Here is an 18,780-nt window from a genome sequence, read left to right on the forward strand (position 1 = left end):
TAATCTCTCTACTGTACCACAGGCAGGTTGACATAAAACTTGGTGCCCTTTCCCGCTTTTGACCGTACCTCTATAAAACCTCTCTCTTTCATGACAATCTCTCTTGCCAGATACAGGCCGACACCCACGCCGTCCTGGTCCGCCACTTCCGGTTCCCGGTAAAAGCGCTTGAAGATTTCTGTGATCCGTGACTCTTCAATGCCTTTTCCGTCGTCCTCTATGCCTATCCGCACATAAAAATCCGTCACCTGCGCCTGTATGCGGATATTTCCTCCCACACCGGTGTATTTTACCGCGTTATCCAGAATGTTAAACACTGCCTCCAAAGTCCATTTTCTGTCGAAGACGGCTTTCAGGCTGTCCTCGCATGCCATCTCTATATGAATCTGTTTTTCATCCGCTTTCAGCGCGACATCGCAGACTGCCTGTTCCAGGAGCTGTCGGATGGAGTTTTCCTTTGGCTGTACCTTCACAATGCCGTTCTCCAGCCTGGACATTTTGATCATACTCTTCATGAGAAATTCCAGCTTGTCTGTCTGACGTTCCGCTGCTGCCAGGAACTGCTGCCGTTTCTCCTCATCCAGGTTCTTCTTCTCTAAAAGACTGTGATACATCCTTACATTGGCTATAGGTGTCTTCACCTGATGGGAGATATCCGCCACCATAGTTTCAAGCTGCCGGCGCTGTATCTCATTCTCTTGTGATTTCTGATCCAGGATCTCACAGAGGCGGTGCAGCTTGGACTGCAGTTTTCCGGTCAGGGTATCTTCTTCCTCCTGAAATACGATCTCTTTGCTGCCTGCGATCATGGCATCCAGGCATTCCCCCATTTGACGGCTGTACTGGAGCAGCCGCTTTCTCACCAATGCCATGATAACGGCAGACGCCAGCAGGCAGATAAGGGAAACAGCCAATATTAATTTTTCCATTCTGTTTTCTTCCCCTTCCACTGATATCCCATACCATACAGCGTCTTAATGTAGGCATGGTCCCCGGATTCAATCTTCCTGCGCAGTCTGTTGATGTTCACTGCCACGGCGTGCTCATCCACAAAGTTCCCGGTGTTGTCCCAGACTTTCTCCAGCAGCAGAGTTTTTGTCATAACCCTGTCGGCGTTGGCGATCAAAAGCCGGAGGATCTTAAATTCCGTAGGTGTCATAGCCAGAGGTTCTCCCTCCAGGGTGGCTGTCATGGTATCAAAATCTATCTTCAGACAGCCGTCATCGTATTGGATCCGCTCCCCTGCGCCTGCAGAAGTCCTTCGCAGGGCTGCCTGAAGCCTTCTGTGGAGAATAGGCATCTTAAAGGGTTTTGTGATATAGTCATCCGCTCCGCAGTCAAACCCCCGCATCTCGTCCCGGTCCATATCCCGGGCAGTGAGAAATATGATGGAAATGTCCTTTTCCGCTTTTATGGCTCTGCAGAAGTCAAACCCGTCACCGTCCGGCAGGTTGCCGTCCAGGAGGATCAGATCCACCTCATTTTCACTGAGGACAGACATGCCCTCGCCCAGAGTCAGCGCGGAGTATACTTTGTAGTTTTCTGCTTCCAGGTCATAGGTAAGGCCTGTGTTCAGGTCTTTGTCATCTTCGATCAACAGTATTTTATTCATAGGCTGCTGCACTTTCCTTTGCTGTATTTTCAGGGATTTCCTGATGATCCGTTATATAAAAGTTGTAATCAGTATAGCATTTTCTTATGGGAAATCCTATCCCGGAATGACAGAAACCATATTTTTCTTCCCCCGCACCGCATTCAGCCGAATTACAAAACAGACACCATTGCCGTCACCGGCAACCGTGTCTGTCTCTGTTTCATTTCTTACCAATATGTTTTCCAGTCCGTCAGTTTTCTGGTCAGCGCTTCCAGATAGAAATAATCCCCCCACAGATTGCATTCATCCACACCTCTGTCTGTCACACTGTTGTAAGGGCTGCTCTTGGCATAGACCCCGTGAAGCAGCAGACCGTTTGACTCTTTTATGGATGTGACTGCATAGTGGTCTATAAGGTTTTCCAGCATCTGGTCTGCCTTTTCCTCATAAAAAGCCTTCTCCTTCTTATCTAAACTGCCGTTCCTGCACATTTCCATCATACCGCATACCGCGGCTGCGGCTGCGGAGGTATCTCTGGGTTCACCGCTTCCCCGGGAAAAGCTCAGATCCCAGTAGGGTACCAAATCCTCCGGAAGATGATCCATATAAAACGCCGTCACTTTACGGAACAAATCCTTACATGTCTCGTCTTTTGTGTAGCGGTATGCCAAAGCCGTTCCGTATATTCCCCATGCCTGGCCTCTGGCCCATGCGGAGTCATCCTTATATCCCTGTGCCGTCACTCCGCGCACCGGTTCCCCGGTCCTCGGATCAAAGAAAAATGTGTGGTATGTGGAGAAATCTTCCCTCACCAGATTCTGTATGCTGGTCTTTGTATGGCGCACAGCAATCTCCCTGTACTTTCCGTCTCCGGTCACATCGGATGCCCAGTAAAGCAGGGGCAGGTTCAGCAGGCAGTCAATGATCAGGCGGTAGTTGTCCTCCGCTCCCAGAGGCCCCCATGCCTGGATGAAACCGCCCTTTTCCTGAAAACGGCTGATAAGCTGTTCGGCTGCCATGACAGCAGCCTCCTTTGCCCTCTCGTTTCCCGTAAGCTGATAGGCTGCCACACAGGACGGTGTATATAGGAATCCCATGTCATGGTGTTCCACGTCAATTTTATTTTTTATTCTGTTATAGAAGCTGTCCGCCTGTATTTCCGCTGACTTTCTGAATGCCTCATCCTTTGTCAGCTCATAGGCCAGCCAGTAAGTCCCGGTGCAGAATCCTGTGGTCCACTCTACATTCTCCGTTGCAGGGTAGAACTGATTTTCACTGTTGGAACCGGGAAAACAAAAGGTATAATCCTTCAGGTTCTCCTTCAGAATGGATACCGCCGTATCTGCAGCTCTCTGCAATTTTTGCCGCTCCATGACATCCTCCTTTTATCTATTTTGTCACTTTTACGTAGTTATCGTATGCTTTCTGCTGAATTTCAATGGCCTTCTCAATGTCCCTGTCCTTCAGCTCCTGGATAAACGCGTCGTACTCATCGTCAATATTGCTGGAGCCTAAGATCCAGCTCTGCAGTTTTTCATATACAATAGGCTCAATTCCTGACATGATACTCTTATATTCATCCATTCCGTCGGTGCTCAGCTTCAGCTCCGGAAGTTTCGGTGCCTTAAACCATTCGTCATGTGCATCGTACAGCTCATTTGCCGCCTTGCCTGCTTCATTCATGGTAGCGTATTCATAGTCTGCTGCCTGTACATAGCCTGCACGGTACTGGGAGCCTAAAGAACGCAGATACTCCACAGGAGCCAGCCCGGAATTAAATACTTCCTCTGTAAATGCCTTATTTCCCTTGTCATCCACTGTATAGGTCTTGCCCTCAATGCCCCAGTTCATCAGATCGGAACCTTCCTCTGTGAACATAAAATCCATGAACTTGATCACGCTCTCCGGGTCCTTGCACTGTGAGGAAATGCCCCATCCGCACTCTGCGTAACGATAGTCACGCTCTTTCACATTTCCGTTCTGGTCCTTCAGCGGAGCGATGGCTGTCATCTGGAATCCCGGAATTTCCTCACCCAGGGAGTCATTGTAGTTTCCTGTACTTACCCAGTCATGGGTAAATCCGCCGGTATTGTTGCTCAAAAGTGTATCCCTTGCTGACATTCCCCTTGTGAAGATTTCCGGATCGATCAGTCCTTCCTTGTACCACTGGGCAAGGTTCTTCACCGCGTTTTTATAATTCTCTGTCAGCGGTTCGTAAGTGATCTTGCCGTCGCGGGGATAGAAGGAAGCACTGGAATCCCATAAGGCCAGATATTCACCCATCTCCGTTTCTGCGGTAGCGGAGCGGTCAAACAGCGGGATCTCATCAGCCTGTCCGTTTCCGTTTGGGTCATTGTTTTTGAATGCTGTCAGTACATCGTGCAGCTCATCTACGGTTGTAGGTGCTTCCAGGCCCAGCTTATCCAGCCAGTCCTGGCGGATCCAGTAGAACTGTGAAGATTTTAATTCTTTTCCCAACGGAATATTGTAGATATTCCCATCCTCTGCTGTCGCCTGGTATTTCAGGTTCGGGTCGCTGTCCAGGGCTTCCTTGATATGTGGTGCATGTTCCTCGATCAGGTCATTTAAGGGAATAACTCCGCCGTCCTTGCCCAGTTTCTCTATATCTGTAGTCAGGTCGCAGGCAATGATATCGGCAAGCTGACCGGATGCAACCATGTTCTGGAATGCAGTGGCGTAGTCTGAGTTGGAGGAAGCCACAACGCCTTTTAGTTTCACGCCTGTCTTTTTCTCCACTTCTTTCCACACTTCCCAGTCAGAATTGAACGGTGTCCCTGACAGGAACATGAAGGCAGTAAACTCCTTGCTGCCGTCCTTGCCTAATGCTGTCTCTTTGCTGCTTTCTTCCTTGCCGCAGCCAGTCACTCCAAACGCCATGGATGCTCCCAGAACTGCTGTCAGTAATAATGCTGTGATCTGTTTTCTCTTCATTATAATAATCCTCCGTTTATGATCAGCCTTTTACACCGCCGACGGTGAGGCCTGTTTTAAAATATCTCTGAATGAACGGGAATACCACGATCATCGGAACGATTGCCAGAATGATCAGTGCGTATACCTGTGTAGTTGGTGATGTTAAGGATGCCTTTGTCACAATAGCTGCATCCGACGGATTGGAAACCCGCTCTACGATCAGTTTTTTCAGGAAAACCTGAAGGGGTATCTTATTGTCATCTTTCAGAAGCTGCATTGCCCAGAAGTATCCGTTCCAGCGGCTGATACCATAGAATAGCCCCACTGTGGCAAGCGCCGGCTTGGAAAGAGGAAGATATATATTCCAGAATACCCTGAAATGCCCTGCCCCGTCAATGAATGCCGCTTCCTCCAGCGCTTCCGGTACCTGTTCAAAAAAGCTCTTCATAATGATCAGGTTATAGGTCTCAATGGCAAATCCGAAAATGATCGCTGTCCTTGTATCCAGCAGACCCAGGTTATTGAAGTTCATATAAGTCGGAATAATACCTGCGCTGAACCACATGGTGAATACCGTAAACAGGGTCAGAAGCTTTCTTCCCATCAGATATTTCTTGGACAATGCGTATGCCATGGTCGTGGTAAAAAACATATTTGCCATGAGTCCGAACACGGTATAGAAAATGGCATTGCCATAGGAAGTCCACAGTCCGTCCCTCTTAAACACAGCTTCATAGCTGGCTGTGGTAAATTCTTTGATCTTCAGCAGCACATCCCCATTCTCCACGAAGAAAGGCTTGCTGAAGGAGGAGATCAATACATAATATATGGGGTACAGGGCAATGAATGTGATTACGATACCGAGAACGATCATTACCGCATTGAAGACACGCTCTCCCATTCCGATGACCTGCCCCTGTTTTCTTTTATTTCCTGCCATCTCTCTTCCCCCTTACCATAACGCGTTGTCGGAAATCTTCTTGCTGAATCTGTTTGCAAGAATTACCATGATAAATGCCACCACGGATTCAAAGAGTCCCGCAGCAACAGACAGCCCATAGTTTCCATTCTCAAATGCCAGACGATAAGAATATGTAGAGACCACATCAGCCGCAGAATACGTTGCCGGCTGGTATAACAGTAAGATTGCCTCGTATCCCACCTTGATAATACCTCCCAGCTTCAGGATCAGCATCGTCACGATCGTGGGCACAATGGCGGGAATCGTCACATGGAAAATCTTCTTCATTTTCCCCGCGCCGTCCACGGTTGCCGCCTCATAAAGCTGCGGGTCAATTCCCATGATCGCCGCGATATACACCAGGGCGTCAAATCCCGCGTTCTGCCATAAGGTCATTAATGTGTAGATTCCCTTGAAATATTCCGGTTTCGTCATAAAGTATACAGGGTCCACACCGATTTTCTCCAGCACCAGGTTGATGACCCCCGTACTTGGAGACAGGAAGTTGATCACGATACCGCAGACAACCACGACTGATATGAAATGTGTCAGTAATGTGGACATCTGTGTCATCCTGCTGACAAACTTATTCTTCATCTCCGTCACACAGACTGCCAGGGCAATCGGAAGCGGGAAACAGATCAAAAGCTGCCAGAAGGAGATCATTAAAGTATTCTTTAATACCCTGGGAAAATCCTTCCCTCTGAAAAATTCCATAAAGTTCTGCAGTCCCACAAATGTACTTCCTTTAATACCCTGAAATACATTGTAGTCGTAAAATGCTATCTTGAGTTCTGTCATTGGGCGGTAAGCAAATAGAAGATACCATATAATACCGGGAAGCAGCAGAAGGTATAATTCCTTACTTGAAGCTATCTTTTTTATGACAAAAGAAAAATTTCTTTTCTTCTGTATTTTTATTTGTTGTTTAGCCAAAGTCCTCTTCTCTCTCCTTTCTCCTTTATCGAAGCGCTTCGAGTCGATATCCACACCTTAACGGAAATTTTTTGAAATGTAAATCATCAAATTCCACGGCTTATTTTCTTCCGGATTTTTGGGATACACATTTTTCACTTCGTCCCTGTTTTTCAAAGAAGCGCTTGTTTCCGGGGCATCACCATTTTTCAAATCATCACCATTTTATCCCAAGGCCCATAAATAAAGGCGCTTCCACTTGAATTATCAACAAAATGCAATTATAATTTAATCTCGTCAGGAAAATCCCCCTTCCATTTCGCACATAAACCTGGCAGCGGGAACTTGACTCGGATCAAAGAAAAAAGGAGACAGCAGATATGCAGAAACAGCCATCCGGATTATATCACCAAAAACTGAAAATCGTATTCCTGCTTCTGGCCGCTGTGGTGACTCTTGTTCTGGCCTCCATCTCAGGCATCTTGCTGACTCAGCGCTCAGAAGAGAATTATGAGACCTCCATCTCTGTATCCCGCACGATCCTGGAGGAAAAGAGCGCAGTCTCTCTGAAAGAGATATCCAACACCATGACGGATATCGTAAATGATTCCCTGATCAAGGAATGGTCTGTCTCAGAGGGCACACGTGATTTTTATCTGCTCTCCTCCCGGGCACAGAAAGCGCTTCTCAAATACGCAGGCGCTGTGGAAACACGCTTTCAGGTGTATCTTCTGCTCAACAACGGACAGACAGATCTTGATGACAACACACATTCCAGTGTCCTGTCCCCTGAGGGTTCTTTCTCTGTCTCTGAATTTTTAAAGAAAAAGGGATTATCGGAAGATGATCTGACAGATATACAGGAATATTTTGATAAAAATATGTTTCCCTATGTGATTCCGCATTACAATGACCGGGGCGAGCTGGCTTCCCTTTATTATCTGATCAAGGGGTATAAGCAGCCGCGCACCTGTATTTACATGGCTGATATCCCCATAAGCTCCCTTGTGGGTACTGCCACACCGGAAAAATACTGGATTTCCAACACGGACGGTCTGTTTATCCCCAGTTCCCTGGATGAACATGATGTGTCACTCTTTACATCCCTTGGAACTAATCTGGACACAGGCAGGGATATCGTAAAGAAATCCGGTTATTACATAGCCAACGCCCACCTTTTGTCTATGAACTGGAATATCTCTTACTTGTATGACCGGTATAGCTTCAATGCCATGAACATATTCCTCTTTCTTCTGGCGGTTTTGGTCATTTTTATCCTTTTGAGCGCTGCCTTTTATTATGTGGTGAACCTTCTGTACCGGCCCATATACGAGGTACTGCAGCCTCATATAGAGAAAGGTTCCAAAAGCTACGATGAATTCCAGATCCTGAACGACAACCTGGCAAAGATGCAGAGTCTGAACCACAGCCTGATGGCAACCAGGAAGACCACCAACACCCTTCTGGCCCAGCAGTATTACCAGAATCTGCTCACAGACCCCAATGGATATCTGGCCCCCAAAGAAAAACCGTATTTCCCTGACAACAGCCTGTTCTGTGTGGGGCTTATATGGTTTTCACCGGATGCCTCCCAGACTTTGGATGACAGCGGATTCTGCCAGCTTGAAATGTACAAGAACCTGATCTTCCAGAACTGCGTAAAGAGAGATGATATTGTATTCGTGAAGCTTTCCATGTACCGCTGCGCCCTGATCCTGAAAACCGACAGTATGGAGAGCGCAAAACTACTGACTGCCAGGGCTTTGTCTGCGCCTATGGAAGGCGACGAATCAGGCAAATACTGGGAGGAGCAGACCGTGCTCAGCACAGTAAGACGGGGATTTGAAAATCTCTACCACTGTTATCAGGAGACGCTGAAAATAGCAGAGTATCTGCCCATGCTCCCCCATGACAAGATCATTACCCACGAACAGATCGCCGCTATAGATTCCGCCACCTATTCTTATCCTCTCTCAACGGAGAACAAGCTGATCCAGGAGATCATCAACGGCCGGGAACAGGCAGTGGAACTGTTCGACAGCCTGATCCGGGAAAATCTTGTCCACAAGGTATTGTCCATGGAGGTTCTCCAGAACTTTGTCTACGCTCTGATCGGAACCATAAACAGGGTTTTTCAGGAGCTTAAGACAAGCCCCGAGGAATTTATCGGCCGGTCCATTGATTATGAACACTGGTACACACACTGGGCCGATTCCGTGACCATAACAGGCATCAAAACCGTCATCTCTGAGATCATAAAGGAGAAAAACAGGCGCAGCCAGACACAGGATGAAGCTATTTTGTCCCGCATGCTTGACTATATCCATCAGAATTACAGGGACAATATCATGCTCAACGACCTGGCAGACCAGTTCAACATCTCCCCCAAATACTGCGGGATTCTCTTTAAACAGCTCAGTGACAATAACTTTAAGGATTACCTGAACAATTACCGCATCAATCAGGCCAGGGCGCTGCCGGAAAAGGACCCGTCTTTAAAGACAAAAGATTTAAGTGCTATGACCGGTTTCAACAGTTCTAATACCTTTATCAGGGTATTCAGTAAATATACGGGAATGACACCGCAGAAGTATGCGGAACATGTTATTGATAAAGCAAAAAAATGAGTCCGGGTTTTCCCGGACTCATTTTCCTGTTCATAAACGTGCCTATTTAAAGACTTAAATTACCTTCAAGCCCTTCATAATCCACACAGACCGTTCTCCCTGAACGCAGCGTGATTCTCACAGGCCCTGCAGCTCCGCATTGCTCCTCATCCTGAAACTTGATTTCACTGACAGGGAACAATTCCTCCCCGGTAAACTCCCTGCCCTCCGCGGTCAGAACAGCATAGACCATCACATAGGGCCTGTACTCATAATACTCTTCTCTTCTGCATTTTCCGTAAAGCAGAATACTTCTCTCAGCGACTGCATTTACGCCTGTGCGCTCCTTCATTTCAACGCTGTCAAAGCCGGTATAACTCACAAAGGCCAGGCTCCGCTTTTCATTTTTCACGATCAAGGCCTGCGCTGTGCCATCTGACCTGCGCTCTGTCTGTACGTTCCCCTCCTTCGGAAAACCATACGCTCCCAAAGTAAGGGTGAAGGGTTTCTCATGTATCCTCATTTTATCCGCATGCAGGATACCGTTAGGCAGTGGAATATCCGCCAGATTCATACATGCCAGCCCCTGAAAATTATACTGAAAGTTAAAATACTCCTGGCGGTACAGCACGCCGTCCCGCACCCCGCCATACAGCATGATATTGGGAATCTGCGCCTGATGTTCCCCATCGTACTGCAGGCTGTACTGCATGGCCTCTGCTCCCCGGCGGTCAAAATCCTCCCAGGGAAAACGGCTGTGAAACGCCAGACGTATATACGCCTTAATGTAATCATCCTGCGGGTGGAACACATTTTTAGCTGTGCAGAATTCCGCCGCCCCGTTGGCACCCTGATGAAAGGCCGCGATGCCCGGTCCGTCCATAACATAAGAGCTGTACGCGTCCTCCCTCAAAGTGTCCCAGTCCCCGTTATTCTCCTTCGCAGTCCAAAAGGGGTGGTCTTTCGAAAGATTCAGACAGAGGAACGGATTTGCCATCCAAAAGGGACTCTCTGCGCAACTGTAATCCTGAAGCATGGGCGGGAACTCCCCGTAAAACCCAAGAACAGGCACACCGTTTTGAAACACTTTGTCGTTCTGTATGAACTGCAGAAGCGCTCCGGAATTGATCCGCCTGGCAAGTCCGGGGTCCACCTCGTGTCTTTTCAGGAAGAACACTGAGGCAAAGGGCGCAGTGGCGGCGTTCCGGTAGATACCGCTTCTTCCCCACATGGTCACATGGGCCTCTCTGTCAAACATTCCCGTGTATTTTTGAAGAAGGCAGTTGGAATACGCATCTATCCGTTCTGCCATATCCGGCTCTTTCTCGTACCCGTACCACACATTCCAGAGTGCAGCATACACATGAAAGGCCCAGGGGCTGTAATAATCAAAACGGTGTCCGTCCCTGAACCAGCCGTCACCGGCATAGTAGGAAAGAATGGTCTGGGCATGATCCTTCATCTTATGCTCATCAATTTCATATCCCTGGCTCCACAAAAACCCTAAGATCAGCATATTGAACAGGCGCCAATTGTGGGGCACTGTCCTTGCATCTCCGAATTCGCGCAGATACTCCGCTATTTTATCCCTTTCCTGCTGTGTGTAGGAATCCCAAATAACTTCCCTGCACTGCCAGAGGCCGATCGCCAGCGACGCGCACTCGCAGGTATGCTGAAAGCAATGCTCCTTTTCCCCGGACATGGCATCCAGTTCTCTGTAGGTAAGCATATAATCCCCGGTTCCCTTTGTGACTGCGCGAAGGATATGTTCTCTGTAATACTCCTTTACGGAAAATCCTCCTGCTTCAGCCTCCGGTCTGTTGTGAAGAAGCGGAGCCGCTATCAGGAAACTCCTTGCCAGGCCCTCGAATCTGGCGGCAAATGTTTTCCATTCCCCGCTGTTTTTATTGGGATAACTGACCGCAAATTCTGTTCTCGGACAGTATATGGGCGTATCAAAATCCCCGATGTTGGAGAAGATCCCATCTAACAGAAACTGAGCAGCATCCAGCCAGTGTTCTCTTGTCATTCCGGTATAGGGACTTTTCTCATGATCCGGGTTATTTATTCTGAACTTCATGTATCTCCTCTCCCTGCCCGGACTCTAATGTATAGATATTATACAGTCGGGACAGTGTTATGTATTGCTGTGTCCAGCACTATAGAATGATATCATGAATGAAGAATTTTTTTATTCCTATTTTTATACAAAACATTGCAAATACCGTACACTATTCCTCGGTTATCCACGGTCTTTGGCCCGCCTCTTTTCTGAACTTACCGGGAGACATCCCGTATTTCTTTTTAAAGCAGTACCCAAAATAATCCGCCGCGGAAAACCCGGTCTTCTCTGCAATTTTTTCCACAGAATCACGGGTATCCTCCAGCAGACGGCAAGCAAGCTCCAGTTTATTATCCATCTGCATCTGCCGGAATGTGATCCCATAATGGCTCTTCATCAGGCGCTGCACCTGACGCACACTGAGCCCAAGCGCTTCCGCCAGTCCATGTATGGTAATATGTACCGGGTCGTCCAGAAACATTCTCTCTATCTGCAGATATTTCCCCTCATCGGAGCATGGCATGTACACTTCCCCCTGCTCCGGCTGGCCTGCCCGGTACATCCTGCCAAGTGTGATAAAAAGCTGTCCTGCCAGATGCGGTATCATTGCCTGAAAACCGGCAGGTCTCCTCTCTGTCTCACGGATTATCCCCCGAAGGATATCCGACACCTCCCCCGCATCATCTCCAATCCAGAAACGCTGGTCCAGCAGGCATTCCATCCAGTCCTCCCGCTGCCGCTGCGCCCTGCAGGACAGGGGAACCGTATAATAGAGGACCAGCTCCTCCATAGGCTCCCGGGACACTGTGATCTGTTCATGTGCCACTCCCGGTCCTGTCAGGTAAAAGGTCCCCTTTTTAAGTCCGTGCTCTCCCGAACGGAGGCGCAGTATGCCTTCTCCTGATTCTATGTAATGAATTTCATAGCTGGTTATGCTGTGCACGTGCATCTTAATGTGACCTGTGATTCCATGTCCCACAGATACTATATGAAACGGTACACCGTCCAGATTCACTTTGTAATTCACATCTGCCATTTTTCTTCCTCTTTTCAGAAGCTTTACTTGGTAAGTATTCAGCCGGCGGAATCGTTACCTTTTTATAACTGTTCAGTCAGGTCTGCGCATTTACTGCGCTGACCGTGCATAAGAGTAGTGGTAGCAGGTATTCGTCCCATCGCAAAGCGATTTTTAATGGGCGAATACCCGTAACTATTCAGCTGGCTGAATAGTTACACCTTTTTTGTAATTATACATGCTTTCCGCGTATATGAAAACCGGTTTTGAGCACGCGGTGTCCTCACCCTGAAAATAACGACATCCCGACAGGAAACTGGACGCTTTTCTGTCTTTTTATTTCCTGTGCCGGGACATACAATAGAGACAGTTACGGAAAGGAGAACGCCTATGTACAGCAAAGAAATGTATTTACAGCAAATTGAAGATGTCATTAACAGAGGGCCATACAAAGCCAATTGGGATTCCCTCTCTGCCCACGAGACCCCCGCCTGGTTCCGGGATGCAAAATTCGGTATTTTTATTCACTGGGGCGCCTACTCTATCCCCGCATTCGGAAACGAATGGTATCCGCGGAATATGTACATACAGGGCAGTCCGGAATACGAACACCACCGCCGGGTATATGGAGATCAGAAGGACTTCGGCTACAAGGATTTCATTCCCCTGTTCAAAGCGGAACACTTTGACGCCGCTGCCTGGATAGACCTGTTTAAAAAGGCCGGGGCCAAATATGTGGTTCCCGTTGCAGAGCACCACGACGGCTTCCAGATGTACCGCAGCGATATTTCCCACTGGAACGCTTTTGAAATGGGCCCGCACCGTGACGTCCTGGGAGAACTGACAGAGGAAATGCATAAAAACGGGCTGGTGAACGGAGCCTCCACCCACCGTATTGAACACTGGTTTTTTATGGGACATGGGCGGGATTTTGACAGCGATATCACCGGCTCTGAAAAAGAAGGAGACCTGTACTGGCCTGCCATGCCGGAGGGGGACCATCAGGACTTATTCAGCGAACCCGTCCCCACCAGAGAATTCCTGGAGGACTGGATGGTGCGGACCTGTGAGCTTATAGACCGCTACCACGTAAAAGAGCTGTACTTTGACTGGTGGATCCAGCACAGCAGCGCCAAACCCTATCTGCAGAAAATCGCTGCCTATTATTATAACCGCGCCGCAGAGTGGAAAGAAGAGGTTGTGATCGCCTATAAACACGACGCCTTCATGTTCGGTACCGCCCTGGTGGATATTGAGCGGGGACAGTTTGCGGACGTACAGCCATTTTACTGGCAGACAGATACTGCTGCCGCAAAAAATTCCTGGTGTTATACAGAGAATAATGAATTTAAAAAGGCAAAGGATATCCTCTGTGACCTGGTGGATGTGGTCAGCAAAAACGGAAATCTTCTGCTGAATGTAGGCCCGAAGGCAGACGGAACCATCTCGGAGGAGGACACGGAGATACTGCTGCAGATCGGAGCGTGGCTGAAGGCAAACGGTGAGGCCATTTACGGCTCCCGCGTGTGGCGCACAGCCGCGGAAGGTCCCACAAAGGTGGAAGAAGGACAGTTTACAGATGGTAAGGACAAAGTCTTTACAAAAGAGGATTTCCGGTTCACAGTTAAGGGATCACACCTCTATGCCGCCTGCCTTTCCTATCCTGAGGACGGCCGCATTGTCATAAAATCCCTGGCCGAACAGGATGCATCCAGACTGCCGAAATTCCACGGCATCGTTGAAAATGTGGAAGTGCTGGGTTTTGAGGAATCCCCGATATGGAAAAGAACAGAAAACGGGCTGGAAATTGAAACGCAGAATGTGAAATCTGACAAACCCGTAGTGTTTAAGATTACAATCAAATAGCCGCTCTTTCGGATGGCAGAAGACGCACAGCCATTTGTCATAACTCTAATGGTAAAAATGCCCCATAAGTGCCTGTATCATGACATTTATGGGGCATTTGATGTTCTTTTCCTCCTCCGTAATCACAGTTAAACGGTGACTCTAACCAGCAGTTCTTACCTGTCTCCGCAAAAACCGGCAGATGAGTCCCTCCCGTACTTTCGGCAGGGCATATACCATTAAACTTGAACAGTATTATCTTTGCACCCTCTCGCCATTACAAAGTAAGTTTTTCCATGTTCAGCAGATCTCCGATTCCCCGGCAGAGGGCATTTACATTCATCTCCAATATTTCCATTCCGTATTCCCGTGAGGCATTTGTCCTCGGGTCAGCCCCTGCCACAGCTATGGGCAGTTCCTCTCCGTTCCGAATCCTTTCAAGCTGAACAAGTTCCGGGCGGACCGCCATGGTAATGGAAGTCTCATTGGCTGCTGCATGGTCATTCTGAAATCTCAGCCTGTCATCTTCCATGAAATCAAAAGCTGTCACCCCGATCAGACCGCATTTGCTGTGCAGTTCTTCTTTCAGAGCACCAAACTGCCGGATGGACGGCCCATGGCCATGGGCAGCAAGAATTTTAAATCCTGCTCTGGACAGATTGGCTCCAATACGCAGAATCATTCCTCGGTACTCCTCATCCGGCATCCAGTAGGCACTTCCGGGAAGCTGCTGCATTTCATAAGGCACTATGGTCCCGCCTGTGCAGATATCCATACCGTAAAGCTCCCTCTCCGGGTCATGGTAAAACCGGTCAGGCCCGAGAAAGAGTTTCGGCAATACGATTCCGCCTATCCTTTCTGCTGTCCGTATAAATAATTCCTGCGACTGAATTCCGTCCGCTCCCAGGGGCAGATGAGGCCCATGCCATTCCAGCGTCCCCAGCGGCAGGTACGCTACAGGGCACGCCTGCAGCCGGTCCTGAAATTCTGCCGGGCATAGCTCTTCGTACAGGACTTTTTCTGTCATGTGGTATTTCCTCCTCTTTTATTCTCTTCTTTGTATGGATGCATGAAGTTTTTTAATATACTCCGGCATAATACCAAACTACTTTCTCAGATGCAGCAAAAGGATATTCCAAACGTATTTCAATATTGCAGATAATACCAGGCATAACACAACCGTATTTGCAACTATAGGAATTGAAATATTTAAAAAATAGGGACCATTTGCATGGTTTATTATGGAGATGTTTAATATTCCGATACACGCAAGCCATAAAATGCATCGAAGGTAAAAACTGGACTTAGATTTTATGTCCGTATATATTTTTTCCGTACTGCAGCTTCTATCTGCTTCAAAATAGTAGAATCCCCATTGTTCATGAACAAGTTTCATATTTAACTCGTCTAAAAATCCCACAAACTCCTCACTGTTTTTAAGAAATCCCCTTTGGTCTATACAGTACCGGTATGTCCCTTTTTCGCAGGGCTCAAACTTATAAGAGAACCCGTGCTTTCCGACGAAACGGCAGCCTTCACTGCTCATATCATTCAGCCACTTTTCTTCCTTTTCTATGGACAGAAAAAATTTAGTCACTTCCATTCTCATCCCCTCCATTCAATATCTGCTGTCCCAATGTATAATTCAGCTTTAGCCTTCTCACTTCCCTTTCCAAAACAGCTCTGCCTTTATCTGTGATCAAATACGTCTTTTTCCTGTCATCCCGGGCATATAGAGCGATCCACTCCTTTTTCAGCAGCGCATTCACTGCCCCGTAAAGTGTTCCTGCCCCGGGTTTTACCCTGCCTTCTGTGTGCTCCTCCAGAAACTGCATAACTCCATATCCATGATTCGGACTGCAGAATGCCAGCAATACCAGATAGGAGATTTCGGTCAATATTTCATTTCCGCATTCGCGCATGCATATTCCCTTCTTTATTACGTTTAGTGTAATATTATTATATCTCTTTGGGAGGCATAACGCAAGAGGTAATTGTAATTCCGATTTCGGAATTTTATTTGTTTCCCAGTGATCTCACACCCCTCCTTACCGGAAGATACATTGAAATTTCCATACTCCCCTTTTGCTTTCTGGATTACTACACCATGGAGGACACAGGAAGGTATGCAGACATTGTATTTGCAGAATATATGCAATATGGCGGCTTCCATTATCTGTCCGCCATGAAAAAAACTTCGGAAAAAGCATACGTCTATCTGAAAGGCATTTATAATACAGTTATTATTAAGTATATGGAAGACCGGCAGATCAGCCGTGAAAATGACCCGAATAAAAGAAAAATTACAGATATTGCTCTTCTAAAGTCAATAGCCTGCTATCTTTCCAGTGTTGTCGGCAGTCTCATTTCTGTAAAAATGATTATCTCACATCCAACGGAAAAAAAACATCTGCCAATACTGTAAGTGATTATATGGAAGCTCTCTCTGAATCCTTTATCTTCTACAAAGCAGACCGTTTTGATATTGTAGGAAAGCAGCTCTTAAAAACCAATTCCAAATGGTTCATTGTTGATTTTGGACTTAGTGGATATATCCTTCCGTGGCAGCGGTATGTTTTGGGATTTTCAATCGTGAATATTGTCTATTTTGAACTGCTTCGTCACGGTTATCAAGTTAATATTGGAAAACTCGGCAACACAGAAGTAGATTTTGTTGCCAGGAATCAAAATGCATACACCTATTTCCAGGTAACAGCTGATATGACCGGAGATGAAACTTTTGCCAGAGAAATGCGTCCGCTGGAATCCATCCAATTACAACGGTATTAAATTGATAAATGTGATCGACTGGCTGCTGCATTTATAATTAAATAATATCGGCATCTGTAGATTACGGCCCTGTACGGTCGTAATCTACAGCCCCCCTGTGTAATACAAATATCTTGCCTTCATACCATCCTATACTTTCCGATACGATTGTACATAAAATCATCTCACCTGTCATCCCACCAGTTGCAGTTACTTTCTCATATACAGATTACAATTTTTTTACTTAACTATTATATTTTAAGTTTATTAAGTAAACGTAGATATTCTTTTATTTGATCATGAACGACTGTAAGTGTCACCCACACCTTTTCTTGATTAATAGAAACTTTTTTATCCTCTCTCAAATGCATTACGTTATTACGGATTTCCTTTATCACTTTCCACTCTTTCAAAAATCCCGCAAAATCTTCACCTTGCGTAAATTTGCAATAAAATATAATATCATATTTTTCTTTTCTGTTATCTTTTCTGTTATCTTTTCTGTTATTTTCTAGTTCGTAATCTATGACTTCATATATTTTACGCTGGTTAATTTTTTGCTTTGAATACAACAATGTTTTTGATAAATACTCATACTGTGATTCTACCGAATCTTTACATCTTCCTCTTGAAATACGGTTTAAAAAGTACCGCTTACTTATCTGTTTCTTTCTGCAATTATTCTGTTTATTCCATATTTCACATTTCACCCCATCTGTTTCAGAGTATTCAAAAAAATTTGTAAATACATATTCCGGTGTTTTTGCTTCAATGATTGCAAGGCACTGCTGATAAAACCCTTTTTTATATGCCCAAAGCACTTCGTTTTGCAGATTTCTTTTATTTTTTTGCAGCAAAACACCATAATTATTTTTAATATTTTTAATAAATATATCCAGGTAATCATTTATTACTATTTTATGATCGCGTTTTTCTATAATCTTCTGCATACTATCTAGAGCACTCTCAAATTCGTTTACTCTACACAACAGCAATGCATCTGAAATTCTTCCAATACCGTTGGATATTTCCTTATAAAATTCGTCCTCATATGTCTCTCTTGAAAGTCCACTCACATATTCCTTTATACTTTTACCCAGCCCAAAGTTCGTAAACTCATTCATTGCTGATACGAAGTTAAAGATTTTAAAGAGTTCGGTAACGTTCATAATAGGAACATTCTGACCACCACCACTAATACTAAACGCATCTGTAATGCAGATATCTTCCATAGCAAGCAGATTAATAATAGCTTCAATTACCACCTGATCTTCCCTTGGACCGCCATGAATATCTAAATACAAATTAATTTTCTCATTATTACGTTTTAATAATCGGATAATATCAACTACATTTCCTACTGCGGAAACAACGTCTTTTTTATTCAAATCCTGCTCTCGATTTTCTCCATTTTTTAAATGCTCCACATGAGATACATTTCTTTTATCCAGTTCTACCACTTTAAAGGAAACCGAATTGCCACTCGCTTCTGCTATTTGCTCTTTAAAAAAGTCTACTGCCGAACCTCGTTTTGCAATTGTACTATCTTCACTTTGAATAGAAAAATCCACTTCTTTTCTCGTAGCAGCTGATGCAAGTATAATGATAATATCCGGCGTTTTACCTTCCTTTATTAATAATTTAGGAACCGCTTCCAATTGTCCGAATCCTTTAACTGTAATTCCGTTATAACAATATGAGCTTTCTGTAATATTCCCGTCACTACGTAATATACTCATATTCAACAACAAAATATTATTTGCTTTAAATCGATGCAATACACTATCTGAAATATCCGGTATTACTGCAACCGTTTCTCTGGGCATTGGTACTGTACCTTCCTTTTTCGACTCAAGTTCCTGACTATTCCGAGCATTCATCATATTATTCCCCTTTATCATATACACGTACACCTTTACATTTTAAATAAGATTTTAATATCTGCAGTTAATTTTATGACAGTATTTAACATGCAAATATTTTAAAGCCTCACAGGTTATAGCTGAAAATTTCTGGCCGAATGGATTATTAGAGTGTGTTGAAAATTTATTCCCACAATCTTCAAACACACTCTAAACC

General features: G+C 45.8%; 15 protein-coding genes. 3 read left to right on the forward strand and 12 right to left on the reverse strand.

The window, feature by feature from the left end; all coding sequences use genetic code 11:
• Nucleotides 1-8: 8 nt before the first annotated feature.
• The 6 genes from MUB35_RS26250 to MUB35_RS26275 all read right to left on the reverse strand — a co-directional run bounded on the left by MUB35_RS26250 (nucleotide 9) and on the right by MUB35_RS26275 (nucleotide 6,425).
• Entirely contained in the window at nucleotides 9-929 is a 921-nt protein-coding gene (locus MUB35_RS26250) for a sensor histidine kinase (protein WP_186971113.1), read from the reverse strand.
• Entirely contained in the window at nucleotides 917-1,612 is a 696-nt protein-coding gene (locus MUB35_RS26255; protein ID WP_033140018.1) for a response regulator transcription factor, read from the reverse strand. Before MUB35_RS26255 ends, MUB35_RS26250 begins: the two co-directional genes overlap by 13 nt.
• 209 nt (nucleotides 1,613-1,821) lie before the next feature.
• Entirely contained in the window at nucleotides 1,822-2,967 is a 1,146-nt protein-coding gene (locus tag MUB35_RS26260; protein WP_033140019.1) for a glycoside hydrolase family 88 protein, read from the reverse strand.
• A gap of 16 nt (nucleotides 2,968-2,983) precedes the next feature.
• Nucleotides 2,984-4,546 carry an extracellular solute-binding protein gene (locus MUB35_RS26265; protein WP_054351776.1) on the reverse strand — a complete coding sequence of 521 codons (1,563 nt, stop codon included), beginning with the start codon at nucleotides 4,544-4,546 and terminating at the stop codon, nucleotides 2,984-2,986.
• Nucleotides 4,547-4,568: 22 nt separating this feature from the next.
• Complete coding sequence (locus MUB35_RS26270) at nucleotides 4,569-5,468, reverse strand: carbohydrate ABC transporter permease (protein ID WP_033140021.1); 900 nt, start codon at nucleotides 5,466-5,468, stop codon at nucleotides 4,569-4,571.
• 12 nt (nucleotides 5,469-5,480) lie between these two features.
• On the reverse strand, nucleotides 5,481-6,425 hold the full coding sequence (locus MUB35_RS26275) for an ABC transporter permease (protein WP_207727940.1): 945 nt from the start codon (nucleotides 6,423-6,425) through the stop codon (nucleotides 5,481-5,483).
• A gap of 359 nt (nucleotides 6,426-6,784) precedes the next feature.
• Here MUB35_RS26275 and MUB35_RS26280 point away from each other — a divergent pair, with 359 nt between their 5' ends.
• Nucleotides 6,785-9,031 (forward strand): helix-turn-helix transcriptional regulator, encoded by a 2,247-nt coding sequence (locus MUB35_RS26280; protein ID WP_244807114.1) that lies wholly within the window; start codon nucleotides 6,785-6,787, stop codon nucleotides 9,029-9,031.
• Between the two features lie 46 nt (nucleotides 9,032-9,077).
• Here the strand turns inward: MUB35_RS26280 and MUB35_RS26285 are convergent, their stop codons facing one another.
• Together MUB35_RS26285 and MUB35_RS26290 are read right to left on the reverse strand one after the other, a co-directional pair.
• Nucleotides 9,078-11,090: a DUF2264 domain-containing protein gene (locus tag MUB35_RS26285; RefSeq protein WP_186971110.1), complete on the reverse strand. Its 2,013-nt coding sequence runs from the start codon at nucleotides 11,088-11,090 to the stop codon at nucleotides 9,078-9,080.
• Nucleotides 11,091-11,241: 151 nt separating this feature from the next.
• A complete protein-coding gene (locus MUB35_RS26290; protein WP_033140024.1) occupies nucleotides 11,242-12,108 on the reverse strand; it encodes an AraC family transcriptional regulator in 867 nt (288 codons plus the stop codon).
• Nucleotides 12,109-12,477: 369 nt separating this feature from the next.
• On the opposite strand from MUB35_RS26290, the gene MUB35_RS26295 reads away from it, so the two are divergent.
• The gene (locus tag MUB35_RS26295; protein ID WP_186971109.1) at nucleotides 12,478-13,953 is read left to right on the forward strand and encodes an alpha-L-fucosidase; all 1,476 of its coding nucleotides are present in this window, start codon (nucleotides 12,478-12,480) and stop codon (nucleotides 13,951-13,953) included.
• Nucleotides 13,954-14,209: 256 nt separating this feature from the next.
• Here the strand turns inward: MUB35_RS26295 and MUB35_RS26300 are convergent, their stop codons facing one another.
• From MUB35_RS26300 to MUB35_RS26310, 3 genes are all read right to left on the reverse strand, one after another.
• Nucleotides 14,210-14,959 carry a creatininase family protein gene (locus MUB35_RS26300; RefSeq protein ID WP_244807115.1) on the reverse strand — a complete coding sequence of 250 codons (750 nt, stop codon included), beginning with the start codon at nucleotides 14,957-14,959 and terminating at the stop codon, nucleotides 14,210-14,212.
• A 78-nt stretch (nucleotides 14,960-15,037) separates the two neighbouring features.
• Entirely contained in the window at nucleotides 15,038-15,550 is a 513-nt protein-coding gene (locus MUB35_RS26305; RefSeq protein WP_331477655.1) for a DUF2812 domain-containing protein, read from the reverse strand.
• A complete protein-coding gene (locus MUB35_RS26310; RefSeq protein ID WP_033140028.1) occupies nucleotides 15,522-15,854 on the reverse strand; it encodes a PadR family transcriptional regulator in 333 nt (110 codons plus the stop codon). Before MUB35_RS26310 ends, MUB35_RS26305 begins: the two co-directional genes overlap by 29 nt.
• A 511-nt stretch (nucleotides 15,855-16,365) precedes the next feature.
• Here MUB35_RS26310 and MUB35_RS26315 point away from each other — a divergent pair.
• A complete protein-coding gene (locus tag MUB35_RS26315) occupies nucleotides 16,366-16,722 on the forward strand; it encodes an ATP-binding protein (protein WP_052099077.1) in 357 nt (118 codons plus the stop codon).
• Between the two features lie 230 nt (nucleotides 16,723-16,952).
• Here MUB35_RS26315 and MUB35_RS26320 read toward each other — a convergent pair whose 3' ends face one another.
• Nucleotides 16,953-18,602, reverse strand: a complete 1,650-nt coding sequence (locus tag MUB35_RS26320) for a TM1812 family CRISPR-associated protein (RefSeq protein WP_186971107.1) — start codon at nucleotides 18,600-18,602, stop codon at nucleotides 16,953-16,955.
• Nucleotides 18,603-18,780 lie beyond the last annotated feature (178 nt).

Source organism: Blautia sp. NSJ-175 (assembly GCF_022867815.1).
In the GTDB taxonomy this organism is placed as follows: Bacteria; Bacillota; Clostridia; order Lachnospirales; family Lachnospiraceae; genus Blautia; species Blautia celeris.